The following is a 16,809-nucleotide window of genomic DNA, read 5'->3' on the forward strand; positions in this document are numbered from 1 at the left end:
ACGCATGTCTGGCCGAGGGCTACGGCATGAGCACGATCACGCACGTGGACACGAACGGGAAGCCCGCGGACGAGGTCCGGTTGCCGCGCCTGATCGGTGCGCGGCGGCCCGCGATGGCCGGGATCGCGCGCCCCGTGCTGCACCGCGTCCTGCACACGGAGGCAGAGCGGTGCGGCGTAGTGATACGCCACGGAACGACCGTCGCCGCGGTGGATCAGGAGGGGGAACTGGTCCGCGTACGGTTGTCGGACGGAACCGTCCGCACGGTAGCGCTGCTGGTGGGCGCGGACGGGATCCGCTCGTCGACGCGAGGCCTGCTCGGGCTCGAGACCTCGCTCGTCTTCCACGGGCAGGGGTACGAGGCCTGCCGTGTCGGCTTCCCTCGCGAACACACCCGGCACACCCGCCATGGCAGACAATGGTCCCCAGGGAGGTGGCCCCACCACCGTGCCGACGCCGCTGCGCAACCACCTCATCACCAGATCCCAGAACGCCGCCGACCTGCTCAACGCCGCCACCCGCCTGTTCGGCGGCTCCATCGCCACCTCGCCCCTGGGCGAGCTGCGCGGCGGCGATCACGAGCTGCGCGGCGTCGCCGCACACGACTTCGCGGTGGGCTACTTCGCCTCGCCACTCGACGTCCGCGTCGCCTCCACCGAGAGCCGTAACCGCGGCTCCTATTTCGTCAACATCGGTGTCTCCGGTGCCATCTCGGCATCGCGCGGCGGCCTGCGGGCGACCCTCGACGAGGCGACGGCGGGAGTCGCCAACCCCGGAGACACCCAGGAACTGCGGCCCCTGCGCAGCCGGAGGACGCAGTTCCTTGGCCTGCGGATCGACGCCGCCCTGGTCGACCAGGAGTTCACCGCGCTGACCGGGCGTCCTCCGGTGTCCACCGTGCGCTTCGATTTCGCCCTCGACCTGGCCAAGCCCAAGGGCGGGGCGGTGCGGCTCCTGATCCGTTCCCTCCTCGAACAACTGGACTCCGAAGACCCCCTGTTCCAGCGTGTGGAACTGCAACGCAGCCAGGTGCGTTGCCTCGTCACCGCCCTGCTCCTGGCCCAGCCGCACTCGCACACCGGCGAGCTGCACGACGGTCCGCGCCCCGGCTACCCGCGCTCCTTGCGGGCAGCCCTCGCGTTCATCGAAGCGAACCTCGCCGAGCACATCAGCCTCGGCGGCATCGCCACTGCCGCAGGGTGCAGCCCGCGGACCCTCAGCTCCGTATTCCGCGACCGGCTCGGCATCTCGCCCATGTCCTACGTCCGCGACCTACGGCTCGACCGGACCCGTGCGGACATCCTCGCCTCCAGCGACCCCATCGGTACGATCGCCTACCGCTGGGGCGTCGCCCACCTCGGCCGCTTCGCCGGCGAGTACCGCGACCGCTTCGCCGAACTGCCCTCCGACACCGCAACCCGCAGGTGACCAACATGGTCACGCTTTCCGTAGTCTGATCCGGAGGGGACTCGGGCTGTGGGGTGCACCGCTTTCGGTACATGTGAAAGGCCCTGCTGCGAAGCGATACATGGGGGTGTCCTCGGACGTCGCTCTCCGGTGGCTTCCATCCGCGTAGCGGAGCTCGAGACTCACATGCGCAGTCCATGGCCAGAGATCCGCGCCGAGTTTGTCCAGCGCAACGGGCACTGATTGGTAGACCCTGCGGATCGGGGGTATGGCCCGCGCAACGGTGTCCGCCGCAGACAGCAACTCGCTGACGGCGGGGTTCGTGGACGGTGGGATGGGTCTCCCGGAGGGCGTCACCGTCAGGAGGGCTTGCTCCGGGGCCGCCGGGGTTCCTTGCCGTACCGGTCGGAGACAACAGACCCCGGCGTCGGTCCAGCCCTGGACCACCCATTCGCTGCAGCGCTCGCCTTCGTAGAGCTCCATCCGTGTCCAGGCGGGTTGGTATCCCCATCCCAAGCGTGGGGCTTTGTGTGATGCGATCTCTACAGGAGCGTCGTCAGCACCAGCACGATCAGGACCCCGACGAACAGTACGGCCAGTCCGGCGCAGCTCCAGGTCACTCTCCTGAGGAACCGATCGGTGCGTGCCCGCTCCTTGGTGCGCTCCTTCCGCCCGGGCTCCTGCACGGTCGCGCTCGTGCTCGCCCGCCGTGCGGTGGGAGCTTTTCCCGGCACCACCTCGCCTGCCGAGAGAGTGGCTGTCTGCCCGGGGCGGACTCGGGGGACGTCCGCTGCGGGCTGCCGGAGCGGACGAGAAGCATTGACGCAGTGCTCGGCCACACCTCACCCAGGGCGCGGACAGAGGCGGAGGGCGCATGGTCGCCCGTGACGTGTACCTCGTACACCAGGTCGCCCACGATCGCGACACCGTCCTGCTCGCCCAGCAGGAGCCGGGCCACATGGTCGGGAAAGGCCTGCCGGTCGCTGCCGTCTTCCTGGAGCCCCACCATCTGCCCGGCGGGGCGGGAGGCGACAGGACGGGTTCCGGCTCCAGCTTCCGCAGAGCCTCGGCGAGGCGCTGAACTCTCTCCTGCTGGTGGACGGGCATATGGCGGCCTCGCAGCCGCCTGATGGCGGCGTCCGGAAAGGCATCGGAGAACGCGGTGCGCAACCGTGCGCTCTCCGCTGCGCCCACGACTTCGGCCAGCCACAGAACCGCAGAGGCGTCCGACGGACCGCAGCGACCGGTGAGGGCCAGTGTGAACTCCCGGGGGCGTCCTCGTGTGTCCCTTCTCCCATAAGGGATGGAGACCAGATACAGCCGCCACTCGCCGGTACGGGCCGTGACGGCTGCCTGGCCTCCGCGGAGTCCTTTCGTTTCTGAGGGTCGAGCCAACCTCCGGGACAGTCCTTCAGATGCAGCGCTATACCGCCGTTGGCCAACCCTGGGTCGAGCCGAAGGCTGAAGTCGAGCACGGATGTGTTCGCCTTGACGGAGTCGGCGACGAACTGGCCGCGCTGGACCACGCTGGCCAGAGCATGGGCGTGGTCCGCCATCAGGGCTTCAGTCGGCTCGTCGTCCGGGACCACCGTGACACCGCTGCCGGCGAGCATGTCCTGCCCGGCGAGGAAGACGGCGCTGATGAGCGAAGTCTTGCCGACTCCGCTGGGACCGACGAGCCCGATGTCGAAGACGACATTGTCCCCGCTCACGCCGCACCGTTCCCTTCCCCGTGACCCGCGTGCCTGGCCAGCGCTTCGTGGACGGTTCCGGCCAGTGCCGCGAGGTCGCGGGCTCGGGCGTCCGCGGCGTGCAGGCGCCGGAACTCGTCGTGCCACAGCAGGTCGCGGCGGCTACGAGCCAGCCGCAGGAACTCCTGCCGCGAGTCGGCCGAGAGGATCAACTCGTCCTCGAACTGCTTGACCGCGGCGTAGAGCACCAGCGCGGGCAGGGCGGCTTCACGCTGCGGGGCGAACACCCGGCAACTCCGGTACTTACGCCCTCGGCACTCCCGCCCCCCTCGCTGACGCCCCATACTGCCGCCAAGGCCGCCTGTCGCACCGGAGCCGACCGTATCTTCGGGTTGACGAAGGAGTGCGCTCAGCTCGATGCACGCCTCCTGCGCGCCTCCCAAGTGCCCTTGGCGCCCCCTGGGGATCCATCAGTTGTCTTCGTCGTCAACCATGGCCGCCTCGCAACAGCGCCGAGGCGCTCGGCTGGGCCGTCGCATACATATGATGGTCCGACAAATAATCCATACGGGTCAAACGCGTGCGTCGCCCCTGGATGCCCCCGTCATGCTGCGCTGTCATATCCCTGCCAGATCGCCCCGCTCGTCTCGTTGCAGCCTTCAGGGGAAGGCAGAAACATGGGCAGATTCAGGTACGGAATGGCAGCGGCAGCCGTTGTGCTGGCCGTCTTGGGAACGCTCGCGGCCGCGGCAGGCACGGCTCACGCGGAAGCGGGTCAGGACAACATCGGCATGTACAAGCAGGAGAAGACCCAGTGGTGCTGGGTCGCCTCCGGGCTGACCATCGCCAAGTTCCAGGGATATGGGTCGACGCAGACGGACTTCTGCAACCGGGCCCAGCCCTCCTACGGCTGCAACAACCAGCCCGCCACACTCGGTGACATGGCCAAGGGCTGGAGCAGCCTCGGCCTGGCCCACACCGGCTCGGGCCTGAACAGCGCGGCCACGTTCAACCAGGTGTACACCGACGTCAAGGCGGCACGGCCGGTCGCCGCCCGCATCGGATGGGCATCCGGCGGTGGACACATGAACGTGGTCTACGGCTTCGACACGTCGAACAACACCATCGCCGTCGCCGACCCGTGGCCGGACACCGCCACGTACACGTGGTGGAACTACAACGACTACGTGAGCAACAGCTCGTCCAAGTGGACCCACTCCCGCATCGGCATCTCCCGCTAAGGCAGGCGACATGCGCGACACCAGAAACACCGGAACGACCGCCGAGCGGGCGAGCTCCCGCTGCTCCCGCCTGGCCATCGTCCTCGCCCTGAGCGCGTCCGCACTGCTGTCCGCCATCGGCCCGGTCCGCGCGGCCCCGGCCAAGGACCCGCTGCCCGCGGACATCCCCGACTACCAGGCCGCTCTCGACGCGGTGAAGTCCACCGCCGTCCGCAACGCAGTCTGCCGCTTTCTGCGCACCCCGCTGCCCACCGGGGCCGGCGGGCCGGTGCAGTCGATCCCCGACACCGCCGAACCGTGCCGTGGCCTCCCGACCTTCACGATCAAGGACCCGCTGGCCCTCAACGAGATCACCCCCGGCTTCGTCGCAGGCACCGCCCGGCCCCTGCCCACCGAAGCGATCAAGCTGACGCAGCTTGTCTCCTCGCTGAGCGCCACCGTCAACGGCCGCACGGCCACCGTCATGCTCGCCCCCACCCGAGGCGGCGGCTGGCACCTGGCGGCCGTGCGCGACGGCGACAGCGACGCCTCGTACGCGGGCAGGGCCACCCTGGGAACGCTGGTCTTCACCGAACCCCAGATCCGCGGCTGGTACCAGCTCAAACTCAACACCGTCGAACCGCTCAACGACCAGGCCAGGGAAGGACTGAACGGGCAGGCGTCGGTATCGCTCGCCGACTACCAGCAACCGGTCAAGGCCCGATACGCCGACAAGCTGCCGGGCTCGGAGTACGACACCAAGGGCTACTCCAGCGGCTCCGGCCCACAGCGCAAGGAGGAGGACGGCACGTCGGCCTCCACCCCGCTGCTCGTCGGCGGTTCCGGAGCGGCACTCGCACTCGCGGGCGGGGTTGTCGTACTCCGCCGTCACAAGCGCGCAAGCACTGGCTGAGCCCCGACCCGTACGCCACCCCACCCTGGCAACCAGCGAGGGCGGGGCGTGCCGAGCCGCCCGCGGATCCAGCCCCCGGGCATACCGCGGCAGCGCTGAGTGAGGCGCCCTGTGCGGCGCCTCACTCAGGCTGCGGATCAGGTGTTGCTCAGGGGCGGTAGAGCCAGACGACGTGGAAGTCGGAGCCGACCTCGGGGTGGTGCACGCAGTCGACGTCCGTGTATCCCTGGCGGATCGGTGCGGCCCGGCGCGGCCCGGCGCGGCGCGCGCGGACGCGGATCGGCTGGCTGCCGTCCGCAAATGCGGTGCGGGCCGCAACGGAAACCCACTGGTATGGTGCGCCGATGTCTTCGATCAGGAAGTTCCAAGTCACCTTCGACTGCGCGGAACCCGAGCGCGTCGCGCGCTTTTGGTGCGAGGTGTTGGGGTACGTCGCACCGCCGCCACCGGAGGGGTTCGACACCTGGGACGATTTCAACCGGTCCCTGCCGTCTGAGGAACGGGACGCGTGGTTCGCCTGCAGTGATCCCTCAGGTGTGGGCCCGCGACTGTTCTTCCAGCGCGTTCCCGAAGGCAAGGTCGTCAAGAATCGGGTTCATCTCGATGTACGGGTCGGTACGGGGCTCGTGGGCGAAGAGCGCCTGGCCGTGCTCGAGGCCGAGTGCGCACGGTTGATCGCGCTCGGCGCGGTACGTGTGCGACTCCTGGCTGCCGATGAGGACAACGAGTCGTGCCTGGTGATGCAGGACATCGAGGGCAACGAGTTCTGTCTCGACTGAGCACTTCGCAGACGACTGCCCCGCCGTCGCACCTCGCGGGGCGGAAGCCCCCCCGGCCATGCGCGCGCCCTGGCCCGGGGGTGTCCGGGTGTCCGGGTGTCCGGGTGTCAGAAGCGTACGTCGGAGCAGGCGTAGAAAGCGTTGCCGGTGTCGGCGATGGTCCAGACGCCGAGGATGAGGTGCCGACCGGTCTTCTGGGGCAGGACGCCTGCGTGGGTGACCGTGGAGCCGGGCTGACGGCCGCCGAAGGGTACGGAGAGGAACGGCTGTGGGTCCAGGTCGGCCCTGGTCAGTGGCTTGGCGGGGTTCCAGCCGTCCTTGGTGATGTAGTAGCGGAAGTCGGTGGTGGCGTGGCGGGCGGTGATCCGCCATACAAAGGTGTGGCTCTGGCCCGCGGTCAGGCTGGTGCTCGGCCAGTTCCCGCCTCGCGGATCGTCCAGTTCGGAGAAGCGCCCGATGCCACCCGAGCAGATGTGCCCGTCGGCGGGCCCGCGCGCGGGGAACCCCTTGGGACCCTCCACGCTCGGCGGCTCCCACTGGATCTGCCCGCAGTTCCGTACGGTGCCGTTGCCGCACAACTGCTGGCGGCTGACGGGCGAGTCGGTGTAGCCGTGGCCATGGGCGCTGCCGCTGGTGGCGAGCACGGTCGATCCGGCGAGGCCGAGGCCGAGGAGTAACGAGGTGAGCTTCCTGCGCATGGTGTGCTCCCGTGGTCCGAGGTTGCGGATGGGGGCGGACACACACCTCGGATGCACTGACACTGCCACTGCCGGACCGAACCGTGAGGACGGCGTGGCCGTGAGGAGACAACCGGAGGACACGCGTCCGACGCGGTCTAGACCAAGTCCGAGATTAGCTCGACGGGTTGGTCATGTCCATACCAATGACAAGTCGTCCGGAGGGGCGGAGCGCCCGGGCCGCTTCGGACATGATGTCAGCGGGGGCGACCCCGCGCGGCGACGGCACAGTATGCGCCACGGGTGACCCGCCGTCGGGTGGCCGGGGTTGAGGCCCCGGGCCGTTGGGCACGGGTGTGCTCGACCGGGGCGCGGTAGTGGAGGGAGCCGGGGCGATGGGCGACATGGGCAGTGCTGGTGAGCGGGCGGTGGACAGTGTGCGCGGCGGAGACGGGGGAGGCGCCGCGCTCATCGACGCGGCGCTCGGCTATGTGTTCCCGGCCGCGCTGCGTGCGGCCGCTCTTGCCCGCGTGGCGGACCACTTGTCCGACGGGCCGCGCACACCCGCCGATGTGGCCGCCGCCACCGATACGGACCCGACGGCCTTGACCCGGGTGCTCCGGCTGCTGGCCACGCGGGGACTGTTCGGCGAGGACGAACAGGGCCGGTTCCAACTGGAGGCAGCGGGGGAGGCGCTGCGGTCCGACGTTCCCGGATCGGTACGGGACGGAATTCTCATGATCACCGACCGTACGTTCTGGCTCCCGGCAGGGCGGATGGACCACTGTCTGAGTACCGGCGGTTCCGTCTTCGAGGACATCTTCGCCAAGCCCTTCTTCGACCACTTCGCCCAGGACGCCGAGACCGCCGCCGTCTTCCACGACGGCATGGCCGCCATGTCCGGTGTGGAGAACGAGCCGATCGCCGGGGCCTATGACTTCCCGAAGACCGGCACCGTCGTGGATGTCGGAGGGGGCCAGGGTGGGTTTCTCGCCGCCGTTCTGCGAGCCTGCCCGGGGCTCGACGGTGTGCTGTACGACCGGGCCCACGTCGTGGCCGGGCACCGGCTGGGTGACGACGCGGCGCTCGCTGGGCGGTGGTCCACGGCGGAGGGTGACTTCTTCACCGCGTACCCAAGGGCGACGTCCTCCTGCTCAAGCGCATCCTGCACGACTGGCAGGACGAGCAGTGTGTCCGCCTGCTGCGCGCCTGCCGCCGCGCGCTCGCTCCGGGAGGGCGGATCCTCGTCGTGGACGCGGTCATCGCACCTGACAACCGCCCTCATCAGGCCAAGGACCTGGACCTTCTGATGATGGCTGCACTGGTTGGCCGCGAGCGCACGCACGAGGACTTCCGTGCGCTGCTGGCCGAGGCGGGCCTGCGCCTGACCCGTGTCTGTTCCACTCCCACCGTCTTGAGCGTCATCGAAGCCCGGGCCGGCGACGACGCGACGGAAACGGCCGGCTCCTGAATCTCGGCAGGCCGTAGGTTTGTCCATGCTCCGCAGGCCGGGCGGCACGAGTTCGCGGTGGCAGGCGCGTTGCGGGGCGTGGGCGGGTACAGAGCGTAGGTTCCTCCGCAGAGGCTGTGTCTGTATTTCCGGATCCCAGACCCCGAACCGGAGTGATCGTTTGTGTACGCTGCCAGACCTTGAGCCCGAGGAGTCCGCCGAAGAGTTCGCCGCGGAGCCGCAGCAGGAGGTTGCCCGCCTCAAGGCGGAAGTCGATGATCTCCATCGGGCCTTGCAGACCAATGCGGTCCTGGACCAGGCCGTCGGTGTGCTCATGGCGGCCGGGCGCCTCACGCCCGAGCAGGGCTGGGACGCGTTGCGGGATCTGTCCGGGCGCATGGACGTCGAGTGCCAGGACCTGGCTGGGTCGATCGTCGCCTGGGGGCGCGACGGGCGCCTGCCCACAGACCTTCGGGCCCAGCTCAGGGCATGGGACCGGCGACAGGTGCACCGCCCCACCGACGCAGATGAAGCTGTCCCGTGACCGGTCGCCCCTTGGGTGTATGCCCGGGGGATGGCCACATCCGTGCTCATCGGCAGCCACTGTGTCGCCATCGGCAGGCCGAAGCAGCTCGCTGACCTGCTGGTGAGCTACATCGAGCATTGACGGCCCGGCCACTACGGGAACACCTGGACGCTTGCTCGGTGCGCGTGCGTTTCGTCCATCTGCCTGCCCGTCACGCAGGGATACTCGGTGGTCGATCGATCGAGACGGACTCGGGTTGCACAACACGATGGCGGACAGGTGGATCACATGACTGACGACGGCTTCTTCGTCCGCAGATACGGGCCGCCGCCACATGAGGACCGCCCGGCCATGGTGCTCGTACACGGACTCGGACTCTCGGGCCGGTACTTCGTGCCGCTCGCACGCAGGCTGGCCGCAGGCGGGGCGAGCGTGGTGGTGCCGGATCTGCCGGGCAACGCGCGTTCGCGGGCCACCGTACGCCGCGCGCCCGACGTCGGACAGCTCGCTGATGCCTTGGCCCGCCTGCACCAGCGTCTGTTCTTGGGTCCGAGCCAGTTGGTGGCCAACTCGGTCGGCTGTCAGGTGGTCGCGGCCCTCGCCGCACGCCACCCCCACCTGGTGAGCCACCTGGTGCTGGTCGGTCCTGCGCTCGAACCGGGCATCTCCGCCCTGCGCCAGTTCGGTCGGCTCGTCGCGGACGCCCCCAGGGAGCCCCTGGGGCTGCTCTCCCTGGCCGCGTTCGACTATCTGGTGACCGGCCCCCTGCGGTGCGCCGCCTCCTTTCAGCACTCGCTGCGGGACGCAGCGGAGTCATTCGAGGTGAACCTCTCCCGGGTCCGCGCGCCCACGCTCGTCGTACGGGGAGCGGGTGACACCATCGCCTCCGGCACATGGACTCGGCGGGTGGCAGGACTGGTCGCCGACGGGCGCACGGAAGACGTCCCAGGCGCGGCCCACGCAGCCCACTACAGTGCGCCGGACGCCATGGCCGCACTGATCGAGAAGTTCACGGCGGAGAGGCCCGGATGAAGTCCCGGAAGACGTCCGGCCGCGCACCGTCCGGCCACGCGGGGCGCCCCTCGCCCTGGTTGCGCCTGCTGCCCGGCATCTCTCCGAAACGCCGAGGCCTGGTCCTTGCCTGGTGGGGGTTCGCCCTCACCTTCGGCGGCATGCGCCTGCTCACCTGGCTCATCCATGTCGACGTGGCCGGGGTCGGCGACATGCAGGCCGGTGGGGTGCACATCCACCACTACGTGTGGGGAATCCTGTTGCTCGCCGTGGTGGGCGTGGCAGGACTGGCAGACCGCTCGGCGCGGGCGCGCGCCTGGATGGGGCTGGCCTACGGGGTCGGCCTGGCCCTCGTCGTCGACGAGGCGGCACTGCTGATCAGCTTGGAAGACGTGTACTGGGACACCGAGGGCGGAATCAGCATCGCCCTGGCCATCGCCATGATCGCCGTGGTCGGAAGCGTTCTCGCGCTCACGCGGGGGCGGCGCGCTTCGAGAGGTGAGTTGGAGAGGTGAGTTGGAGAGGTGAGTTCGAGGAGTGAGTTCGAGGAGTGAGTTCGAGGAGTGAGTTCGAAGGGCCCGTGCACAGTCGAAGCACGGCACGGTGCCTGTGGCCGCCTTGGTCTGCACTCCTGCGACTGTCCGCGCAGCCCGCAGCCCGCAGCCCGCAGCCCGCAGCCCGCAGGCTCCGCAGCCCGCGGGCCTGGACGCCCCGTCCGTGTCCGCGAGCCCACTCTTCCTGGGCGGCCCCCGCAGGCCCCGGATGCGGGAGAATACGTGGGAAGGATGTCCGGCGATGCCGGAGATCGGCTTCCGTCTTGAGGCGTCGGCGGACAGGAGGGTGCTTCGGACATGGTCAGCGAGGCTTGGGACGGACATTGCTGACGAACCAGGTGCGGGTGCTGCGGCCCAGTGCGCACCCTGAGGGAGATCTTGGTCGCCAGGCAGGCGGGCGCCGTACCGCCCGCGGGCAGAGAAGGAAGCGGCTGCCATGGAGCAGGACGCCGAACCCCGGCTGGTGATCCGTCAAGTCCCGGCGGGCCGGACCGCGACAGTCATATGCCTGTCCGGCGAACTGGACTTCGACACCGTCGCCTTGCTGCGCGAGGAGATCGTGCAAGTGGCGGCGCAGCCTGGTCGCCGTCGACTGTTGCTCGAGCTGTCCGCCGTCACCTATTGCGACAACGCCGGTCTGTTCACGCTGCTGGGCATGTGCCGAGCACTGGATGCGGTGGGTATCGCGGTCGGCATCATCGAGACCGGGCTCGTCGCAGGGGCCGCCATCGACCGGGCGGGCCTCCAGGACCAGTTGCCCCTGCGGCGATCCGATCCCTGAGAGAGGTGACCACGCCGACGGCACGCAAGTTCCATCCGCCGCGGGCCCCGCTGTGGCCGGAACACAGCAGGGCCCGCGTCATACTCGACCTGAGCCGGGTCACCTTCCGAGCCCCCGTGGCCCTGGAGCTCTTGGGCTCTGCCTCGTAGCAACTGGGCACGCACGGCGGCGAACTGGTCGTGGAGCACGCCCACGGCCAGCTCCAGCGCCTCCTGCAACTGAGCGGACCGCACCGGGACTGCGGATCCACACCGTGCCCGCGGGACGCCTGGCCGCCGGTCACATTTTCCTGGCGCGATCCGTCAGGACAGTGACAGCACCTTGCGGTGCCCCTGAGGAAACAAGGAGACGATGATGGCTACACGTTCGATCACGGCTGAGGTCCCGATGGTGCCGCGGATGAGCGAGGACCCCGCGCAGCTCGTCCCTGAACTGGCCGCGGTGTCGGCGGCACTGTTCAAGGTCACCGGCAACGGTTCGGTGCCGCGTTCCACGATCAGCCTGGTTCAACTTCGGGCGGGCCAGCTCGTCGGCAGCACCTACCTGACCGTTCTGCACACCGGGTTCCTGCGCAAGGCGGGGGAGTCGGAGGAGCGGATCACGTCGGTGTCCTCCTGGCAGGACTCGCCGTACTTCTCCGGCGCGGAGCGCGCCGCTCTGGCCTTGGTGGAGGCCGTGCTGCAGCCGTCCGCGGACGGCGAGCGGGTTTCTGACGAGTTGTACGCACAGGCTGCCGAGCACTACGAGGAGAAGGCCCTCGCCACGTTGATGTTCGCGATCGGGCAGGTCAACTTCTTCATAGCCGTGGCTCTCATCGCCAAGCCGGTGCCCGGTCGGTCGTTCACCGATCCGTGGAAGTAGGACCGAACAGGTTCTTGCAGTTTGATGGGGGGGCACCTGGCCCGACGGGCGCCCCCCCATGCTCGGGTTCGTGCCTCGCGTGATGAAGTCGGCCGGACGGGCAATGAGGGAAGAAGGGAGGCGGTGCCGGGTGGGCGGAGATGTGCTGCGTTGGAGGGACTACCGCAGTGTGCCGTGGCGGAACGGCGGCGGACTGACCCGGGAGGTCACGTCCGGTCGTGTCCAAGTTCCCCTGACCTCTGAGGAGTTGGCCGACAGCTTCGACTGGCGGGTGAGTGTCGCGGACGTGGACGCGGACGGCCCCTTCTCGCCCTTCGCCGGGATCGACCGCGTGATCACCCTGGTCGAGGGAGAGGGCATGCTGCTGACCGTGGACGGGACCCGGCACGAAGTCGGACCGCTGAACCCCTTCGCCTTCTCCGGCGACGCGGTGACGGACTGCCGGCTGGTGGCGGGCGCGGTGCGCAATGTGAATGTGATGACCCGCAGGGGCCGGGCGAAGGCAGACGTGCGGATCGTCCGCGTCGCTGCCGCGGAGGCCGCGGAGATGGCGTGTGCCACGGGTGAGACCCTCTTGGTCGTGGCCGCCACCGAGGGCATCGCCGTCGGCGGTCCGGACGGACCGGAGACACCCCTGGGCAGGCTGGACTGCGTACGTCATCAAGGCCCGGGCCCGCTGACCCTGCGGGGCGACGGCACGGTGGCCGGGATCAGGATCAGGAGCGGCGCGACGCACTGACGGCGGGGCGGGATCAGTACCCGGCCTCGAAACGCGCAAGGGGTCACCCTCGGTCGCTGTTCGCCCAGCAGACCGTGGACGCCGCCGTCGATCGCCGTACGGCATCCGGGCTCCGCCCGCCGCGGGAGGCGTGCGCAGCAAGCGCTCGCGCTCCTCACCTACCCTTTCCCTCATGAACCGATGGAAAGAACTGACCGGTGGGACGTCCGGAGAGGACTACGCCGCCCGGTTCGCCGCCCTGGCCGGCAACGGTAGGGACATGCACGGGGAGGCACGGTTCTGCGCCGCGCTCGTGTCCCCGGGAGCGCGGGTGCTGGACGCCGGGTGCGGCACCGGGCGGGTCATGGTCCGGCTGGCGGAGCTCGGGTACGACTGTGTCGGGGTCGACCTCGACGCCTCCATGCTGGCGGTGGCCCGCAGGCAGGCGCCGGAACTGCCCTGGATCCAAGCCGACCTGGCCGAGTTCGACCCGGCCGCATCGGGTGCGGCTGCGGACTTCGACCTCGTGGTCGCCGCCGGCAACATCTTCCCGCTCCTTGCCCCGGGCACCGAGGCCACAGTGGTCGGCCGCCTGGCCGCGACCCTGCGCCCGGGCGGTCTCCTGGTCGCCGGGTTCGGACTGGACGAAGCCCACCTGCCGGTGCCGCCCGGCATCACCCTGCCGGAGTACGACGCCTGCTGCACCGCGGCCGGCCTCACCCTCGTCGATCGCTTCGCGACGTGGGATGCCCACCCGTACGAGGGTGGCGGCTATGCCGTCAGCGTCCATCGCGGCTGAGTCGTCACCGCCCTGGGGTGGCTGCCCACGGTGCGGCGTCCCGCGGGGGAGGGGGAAAGTGGTGCCCAGCAGGGGCGGGGACTTGGGCGCCGCTATCATGCGCCGGATGATCAACTCATATGCGGGCCTTGACGATGCCGGTGTCGCGACGGCGGCGGCACGCGCAGGCGCGGACGTGGTGCGCTCCCTGTACGGTCAGGGGCTCGCCCGCGTCGACAAAGGGGCCGGGGACTTCGCGACCACCGCCGATGTGGAGGCCGAGCAGGCGATACTCGGCGTCATCCGCGCCGCCCGGCCCGATGACGCCGTGCTCGGTGAGGAGGGCGGTCAGCAGGGTGTCGCCGACGCCGCACGCCAGTGGTTGGTGGACCCCCTGTGCGGCACGTTGAACTACGCCGTCGGCAACATGCTGGTGGCCGTCAACGTCGCGCCGCGCGGCGGTGCGGCGGCGGTGGCCGACCCGTTCAGCGGCGAGGTCTTCGTCACCGACGGTGAGACCGCCTGGGTGCGGCACGGCAACGCCGACGTTCCGCTGGCGCCCACGCCTTCGACCCACCTAGTTCGTGGAGCGGCTCCGGCCCCGGGTCGTCTCCACGACGCTCGCGTTGGCCTGGGTCGCCGTCGGTAAGCGTGCTGCGTATGTCACCGATGGCGGTGACCTGTCCGGGAGCGTGCACTTCGCTGCCGGAATCGCGCTGTGCCGGGCGGCAGGGTGCGTGGTCACCGGGGTCGACGGCGGCCCCATCCCTCGGCGCGTCAGTTCCGAGAGCAGTATGTGGGGTCGTGCTCAGCGTGGCGTGACAGCACCGCGGACAAGCAGCAGGCCGAGTTCAACTCCGCCCAGGCGTACTTGAGTTCGGCCTGGAAGTGTGGTGCGAGAGGCGTCTCCGGGGAGGGCCGCGCGGCGAGTTCGGCGCGCTGCGCCATGACGAGGGCCCGGCGACGCGCCGCACGCTCACCTAGAGCCCAGAAGGCGAGGAGTCCGGCACCGTGCACGAGCCCGAAGGCGGGCAGCCACGCACGGTCGTACACCGCGTAGGCGGCACAGACGGTGAGAAGGGCGGCGCCCGCGATCATGACCGGGTGAGGGGACATCAGTGCCTCCAGGGCGAGAAGTGGAGCCAATGAGCCAGGGGTGGAGCCAAGGGGCCAGCGTTGGAGCCAAGGGGCCAGCGGTGGATCAGCTAGTCCAGCGGTGGATCAGCGATGGTGACGACGAGCGTGACGAAGGCCAGGACGGCGAGCACGGCGTCACACCGTCAGGAGCCGCCGCGGAGCGATCGAGGCCCCGCAATCGGCTCTTACGTTGCTGTTGCCCCCGGACACCGCGGCAATGCTCGCGGGATTCCGCCACCCGCGATCCGCGCACCCCCGGCTGACCGGACAGCCCGGTGTGCCACGGCGACGGCGAGATCGGCCGCTCCGCCGGGCGCCCCGGCCGAGACCCGGTGGCCGGACGGTTCGCCAAGCAGAGGGACCGTGACCTCGCGTCCCGGGCAGCCTGGCCGGATTTGGCCGTCACAAAGCACGGTGGTCTGCCGTTCACTGCTCGCAAGCGGTGCGACGGACGAGAGGCGTTCACAGTGCGGCGAACCGGGCGCTACCTGCTCTTCGCGGCTGACACCGGTGTCTCGATCCTCGCGGTGACGGCCGTACACGGTGTCGCTCACCTGCCGTTCGCCATCGCCGTGTACGTCGATGCCGTCGTCGGTCTGTGCTGGTTCCTCGTCGCGGCCCTTCTCCTTCGGCGCTTGTCCCCGGACTCGCCGGTCGACGACGCGTCCGGTTCGGGTCGGGAGCGCGCCGTACGGTTCTCCACCGAGAGTGAGCCCCTTGCCCGGTCGCACTGGGGCAGCCGTTACCGCCACTGATCCGGCCAAACTCCCGGTACACCGGCCGCTGTCCGCCCGCGCTCTGCGAACATGATCGGCGATCCCTTGCCGAGGAGCCCCATGTGACCAACGTGTCCAGAACTCAAGTGAGTTCGGCCGTCATGACCCATCCCGTCCGTCTCGCTCAGGCGCAGGACCTCGCGCAACGGTTGGGGCTCGACGGCCTGGCCCTCGACCCCGATCCACAAGGTCCGCCCTCCGCTCTGCGCACCGCTCTGGTCGCCTGGTCTGCAGCGGCTCCCGGTGCGAGTCACCACCTTGTGGTCCAGGACGATGTCGAAGGGCCCGCCGAGCTCCTGGAGATCGTCGCCGAGGCCGCTTCCCGGTTCCCCGACGAGGCCCTGGTCTTCTACACCAACTGGCACGCTCGCAACGGTGGTGCCGCCCGCCTCGCCGCCCTCGCCGGCGCCGCGTGGGTGCGGGCCGTTCCCGACGAGTTCACTCCGTCCCTCGCCGTGTGTCTGCCGGTCGCGACGGCCGCCGCCTTCCGGGCGTACGCGCAGGGCAGTGCCGAACGGCACGACGACGAACTGTTCTCTGTCTTCTTCCGGGAGCGGGGCAGGATGAGCCTGCTCGCCGTGCCGAACATCGTCGAGCACATCGGGACGAGCAGTATCAACGGCCACGCGGCGCAGGGCATCCGGCTCGCTGTCTGTCCCACCTCCGCCGCCGACGCCGGCCCCCTGCTCGCCCACGGGCGGGTTCTGGAAGAGCCAGGCTGGGTTCCGTACATGCGGTACGGGGAGGGCTACATCAGGCTGCCCGGCCAGGAGAAGGACGCCGACGGCGGTCGCGGCCACCACCACTGGCGAGAGGCACTGCCCGCGACCGGCCTCACGGAGGACGGCATTCACGCCGTGCGGAAGGCTCACTTGCCGGAGGATCTCGTCGCTCAGGTGGCGCGTACTTTCGGCAGGCCCTTCGCCGAGGAATTGTGGACGTACTGTCTGCTGCTCGGGCGGCAGGCCGCCCACGCCGCGCGCAGCCTGGGGCCCGCCCCGGGTGACGTGCCCGACGCCGCTGTCAGCAGGATGCGGCGCGCGGCCATCGCCAGCGCCGGTCCCGCCGGGCTGTCGCCCGATCGCCGTCCCGAGGCGGGCCCTGAGGAGGTCCGCGCGATGACCGCCCTGGCGCGGTGCGCCGTCCGTACCGGCGAGGCCCTGCCCTAGGGCGTGTTGCACAACGGCGATCACGTTCGGATCCGGCCACCAACCACGAGGTCAACTGCCCGATTCTGTACCCGTTTTCGCTGGTCTGGTCGGCACCGCTAAACGGTCGCGAAAGATCGTTCGGTCGTTGTGCAACACGCTTTAGGGGTCGTCTTCAAAGGTGATCAGTGATGAGGGATCATGCTCGTCGTGGTGCGTCGTCATGAGCTTTCGGATGCCGAGTGGGCTGTGTTGTCGCGGTTCCTGCCGAGTTCGGGGACTTCGGGGCGGCCTCGATCGGACGACCGGGTGGTCCTGAATGGAATCGTGTGGAAGCTGAGAACCGGGTCAGCCTGGCGTGATGTGCCGGAACGGTATGGCT

20 protein-coding genes and 3 pseudogenes are annotated in these 16,809 nt (G+C 69.7%); 19 read left to right on the forward strand and 4 right to left on the reverse strand.

From position 1 onward, the window contains the following. Nucleotides 1–26: 26 nt before the first annotated feature. Nucleotides 27–269, forward strand: a pseudogene (locus tag IG78_RS51320) (FAD-dependent monooxygenase); the annotation flags it as partial. Between the two features lie 178 nt (nucleotides 270–447). After that, a complete protein-coding gene (locus IG78_RS0114380) occupies nucleotides 448–1,428 on the forward strand; it encodes a helix-turn-helix transcriptional regulator (protein WP_030562960.1) in 981 nt (326 codons plus the stop codon). Nucleotides 1,429–1,949: 521 nt separating this feature from the next. Here the strand turns inward: IG78_RS0114380 and IG78_RS49175 are convergent. Further along, entirely contained in the window at nucleotides 1,950–2,093 is a 144-nt protein-coding gene (locus IG78_RS49175; RefSeq protein ID WP_157855796.1) for a hypothetical protein, read from the reverse strand. A gap of 188 nt (nucleotides 2,094–2,281) precedes the next feature. On the opposite strand from IG78_RS49175, the gene IG78_RS0114390 reads away from it, so the two are divergent. After that, entirely contained in the window at nucleotides 2,282–2,488 is a 207-nt protein-coding gene (locus IG78_RS0114390; RefSeq protein WP_030562962.1) for a hypothetical protein, read from the forward strand. Between the two features lie 334 nt (nucleotides 2,489–2,822). After that, nucleotides 2,823–3,143, forward strand: a complete 321-nt coding sequence (locus IG78_RS0114395; protein ID WP_030562964.1) for a hypothetical protein — start codon at nucleotides 2,823–2,825, stop codon at nucleotides 3,141–3,143. Here IG78_RS0114395 and IG78_RS0114400 read toward each other — a convergent pair. Further along, nucleotides 3,116–3,385: a hypothetical protein gene (locus IG78_RS0114400; protein WP_030562966.1), complete on the reverse strand. Its 270-nt coding sequence runs from the start codon at nucleotides 3,383–3,385 to the stop codon at nucleotides 3,116–3,118. The two genes, IG78_RS0114395 and IG78_RS0114400, sit on opposite strands and share 28 nt — an antisense overlap. Nucleotides 3,386–3,826: 441 nt before the next feature. Between IG78_RS0114400 and IG78_RS0114405 the strand changes: the two genes are divergently transcribed. From IG78_RS0114405 to IG78_RS0114415, 3 genes are all read left to right on the forward strand, one after another. Beyond that, nucleotides 3,827–4,339, forward strand: coding sequence for a C39 family peptidase (locus tag IG78_RS0114405; RefSeq protein WP_225882085.1), 513 nt, complete (start codon nucleotides 3,827–3,829; stop codon nucleotides 4,337–4,339). Nucleotides 4,340–4,349: 10 nt separating this feature from the next. Continuing rightward, complete coding sequence (locus IG78_RS0114410; protein WP_030562970.1) at nucleotides 4,350–5,231, forward strand: hypothetical protein; 882 nt, start codon at nucleotides 4,350–4,352, stop codon at nucleotides 5,229–5,231. Between the two features lie 344 nt (nucleotides 5,232–5,575). Next, nucleotides 5,576–6,010 (forward strand): VOC family protein, encoded by a 435-nt coding sequence (locus IG78_RS0114415; protein ID WP_030562972.1) that lies wholly within the window; start codon nucleotides 5,576–5,578, stop codon nucleotides 6,008–6,010. A 107-nt stretch (nucleotides 6,011–6,117) separates the two neighbouring features. Here IG78_RS0114415 and IG78_RS0114420 read toward each other — a convergent pair whose 3' ends face one another. Further along, nucleotides 6,118–6,708 (reverse strand): lytic polysaccharide monooxygenase auxiliary activity family 9 protein, encoded by a 591-nt coding sequence (locus IG78_RS0114420; RefSeq protein ID WP_030562974.1) that lies wholly within the window; start codon nucleotides 6,706–6,708, stop codon nucleotides 6,118–6,120. A gap of 383 nt (nucleotides 6,709–7,091) precedes the next feature. Between IG78_RS0114420 and IG78_RS42105 the strand changes: the two are divergent. From IG78_RS42105 to IG78_RS42120, 9 genes and pseudogenes are all read left to right on the forward strand, one after another. Beyond that, nucleotides 7,092–8,158, forward strand: a pseudogene (locus tag IG78_RS42105) (methyltransferase). A 160-nt stretch (nucleotides 8,159–8,318) separates the two neighbouring features. Beyond that, entirely contained in the window at nucleotides 8,319–8,681 is a 363-nt protein-coding gene (locus IG78_RS42110) for an ANTAR domain-containing protein (protein WP_051852633.1), read from the forward strand. Between the two features lie 270 nt (nucleotides 8,682–8,951). Continuing rightward, complete coding sequence (locus tag IG78_RS0114440) at nucleotides 8,952–9,695, forward strand: alpha/beta fold hydrolase (RefSeq protein WP_030562978.1); 744 nt, start codon at nucleotides 8,952–8,954, stop codon at nucleotides 9,693–9,695. Continuing rightward, nucleotides 9,692–10,189 (forward strand): hypothetical protein, encoded by a 498-nt coding sequence (locus IG78_RS0114445; RefSeq protein WP_030562980.1) that lies wholly within the window; start codon nucleotides 9,692–9,694, stop codon nucleotides 10,187–10,189. The genes IG78_RS0114440 and IG78_RS0114445 overlap by 4 nt, the downstream gene beginning before the upstream one ends. A gap of 475 nt (nucleotides 10,190–10,664) precedes the next feature. Further along, on the forward strand, nucleotides 10,665–11,009 hold the full coding sequence (locus IG78_RS0114450; RefSeq protein ID WP_030562982.1) for an STAS domain-containing protein: 345 nt from the start codon (nucleotides 10,665–10,667) through the stop codon (nucleotides 11,007–11,009). A gap of 354 nt (nucleotides 11,010–11,363) precedes the next feature. Then, nucleotides 11,364–11,870, forward strand: coding sequence for a carboxymuconolactone decarboxylase family protein (locus IG78_RS0114455; protein ID WP_030562984.1), 507 nt, complete (start codon nucleotides 11,364–11,366; stop codon nucleotides 11,868–11,870). Between the two features lie 130 nt (nucleotides 11,871–12,000). Continuing rightward, nucleotides 12,001–12,609, forward strand: a complete 609-nt coding sequence (locus IG78_RS45730) for a HutD/Ves family protein (protein WP_030562986.1) — start codon at nucleotides 12,001–12,003, stop codon at nucleotides 12,607–12,609. 172 nt (nucleotides 12,610–12,781) lie between these two features. Further along, nucleotides 12,782–13,387 carry a class I SAM-dependent methyltransferase gene (locus IG78_RS0114465; protein WP_030562988.1) on the forward strand — a complete coding sequence of 202 codons (606 nt, stop codon included), beginning with the start codon at nucleotides 12,782–12,784 and terminating at the stop codon, nucleotides 13,385–13,387. 106 nt (nucleotides 13,388–13,493) lie between these two features. Further along, nucleotides 13,494–14,241 (forward strand): annotated as a pseudogene (locus tag IG78_RS42120) (inositol monophosphatase family protein). Here the strand turns inward: IG78_RS42120 and IG78_RS50125 are convergent. Then, nucleotides 14,144–14,482: a hypothetical protein gene (locus IG78_RS50125; protein WP_169749692.1), complete on the reverse strand. Its 339-nt coding sequence runs from the start codon at nucleotides 14,480–14,482 to the stop codon at nucleotides 14,144–14,146. The pseudogene IG78_RS42120 and the gene IG78_RS50125 sit on opposite strands and share 98 nt — an antisense overlap. Before the next feature lie 488 nt (nucleotides 14,483–14,970). Here IG78_RS50125 and IG78_RS49180 point away from each other — a divergent pair, with 488 nt between their 5' ends. The 3 genes from IG78_RS49180 to IG78_RS45735 all read left to right on the forward strand — a co-directional run. Next, nucleotides 14,971–15,258 (forward strand): hypothetical protein, encoded by a 288-nt coding sequence (locus tag IG78_RS49180; RefSeq protein ID WP_157855797.1) that lies wholly within the window; start codon nucleotides 14,971–14,973, stop codon nucleotides 15,256–15,258. Nucleotides 15,259–15,380: 122 nt separating this feature from the next. Further along, entirely contained in the window at nucleotides 15,381–16,448 is a 1,068-nt protein-coding gene (locus tag IG78_RS0114480) for a hypothetical protein (protein ID WP_225882084.1), read from the forward strand. Between the two features lie 180 nt (nucleotides 16,449–16,628). Further along, nucleotides 16,629–16,809 (forward strand): transposase (locus IG78_RS45735; protein ID WP_157855798.1); only part of this gene is annotated, 181 nt, incomplete at its 3' end.

Origin of the sequence: Streptomyces aureocirculatus (assembly GCF_000720475.1) — a bacterium.
Taxonomy (GTDB): Bacteria; Actinomycetota; Actinomycetes; order Streptomycetales; family Streptomycetaceae; genus Streptomyces; species Streptomyces aureocirculatus.

Bases quoted from the DNA above. Each gene is read 5' to 3' on its own strand.
- IG78_RS0114390 (WP_030562962.1), top strand. From the start codon at position 2,282: ATGGTCGCCCGTGACGTGTACCTCGTACACCAGGTCGCCCACGATCGC.
- IG78_RS0114395 (WP_030562964.1), top strand. From the start codon at position 2,823: ATGCAGCGCTATACCGCCGTTGGCCAACCCTGGGTCGAGCCGAAGGCT.
- IG78_RS0114410 (WP_030562970.1), top strand. From the start codon at position 4,350: ATGCGCGACACCAGAAACACCGGAACGACCGCCGAGCGGGCGAGCTCC.
- IG78_RS0114415 (WP_030562972.1), top strand. From the start codon at position 5,576: ATGTCTTCGATCAGGAAGTTCCAAGTCACCTTCGACTGCGCGGAACCC.
- IG78_RS0114420 (WP_030562974.1), bottom strand. From the start codon at position 6,708: ATGCGCAGGAAGCTCACCTCGTTACTCCTCGGCCTCGGCCTCGCCGGA.
- IG78_RS0114440 (WP_030562978.1), top strand. From the start codon at position 8,952: ATGACTGACGACGGCTTCTTCGTCCGCAGATACGGGCCGCCGCCACAT.
- IG78_RS0114445 (WP_030562980.1), top strand. From the start codon at position 9,692: ATGAAGTCCCGGAAGACGTCCGGCCGCGCACCGTCCGGCCACGCGGGG.
- IG78_RS0114450 (WP_030562982.1), top strand. From the start codon at position 10,665: ATGGAGCAGGACGCCGAACCCCGGCTGGTGATCCGTCAAGTCCCGGCG.
- IG78_RS0114455 (WP_030562984.1), top strand. From the start codon at position 11,364: ATGGCTACACGTTCGATCACGGCTGAGGTCCCGATGGTGCCGCGGATG.
- IG78_RS0114465 (WP_030562988.1), top strand. From the start codon at position 12,782: ATGAACCGATGGAAAGAACTGACCGGTGGGACGTCCGGAGAGGACTAC.
- IG78_RS50125 (WP_169749692.1), bottom strand. From the start codon at position 14,482: ATGTCCCCTCACCCGGTCATGATCGCGGGCGCCGCCCTTCTCACCGTC.
- IG78_RS0114480 (WP_225882084.1), top strand. From the start codon at position 15,381: ATGACCCATCCCGTCCGTCTCGCTCAGGCGCAGGACCTCGCGCAACGG.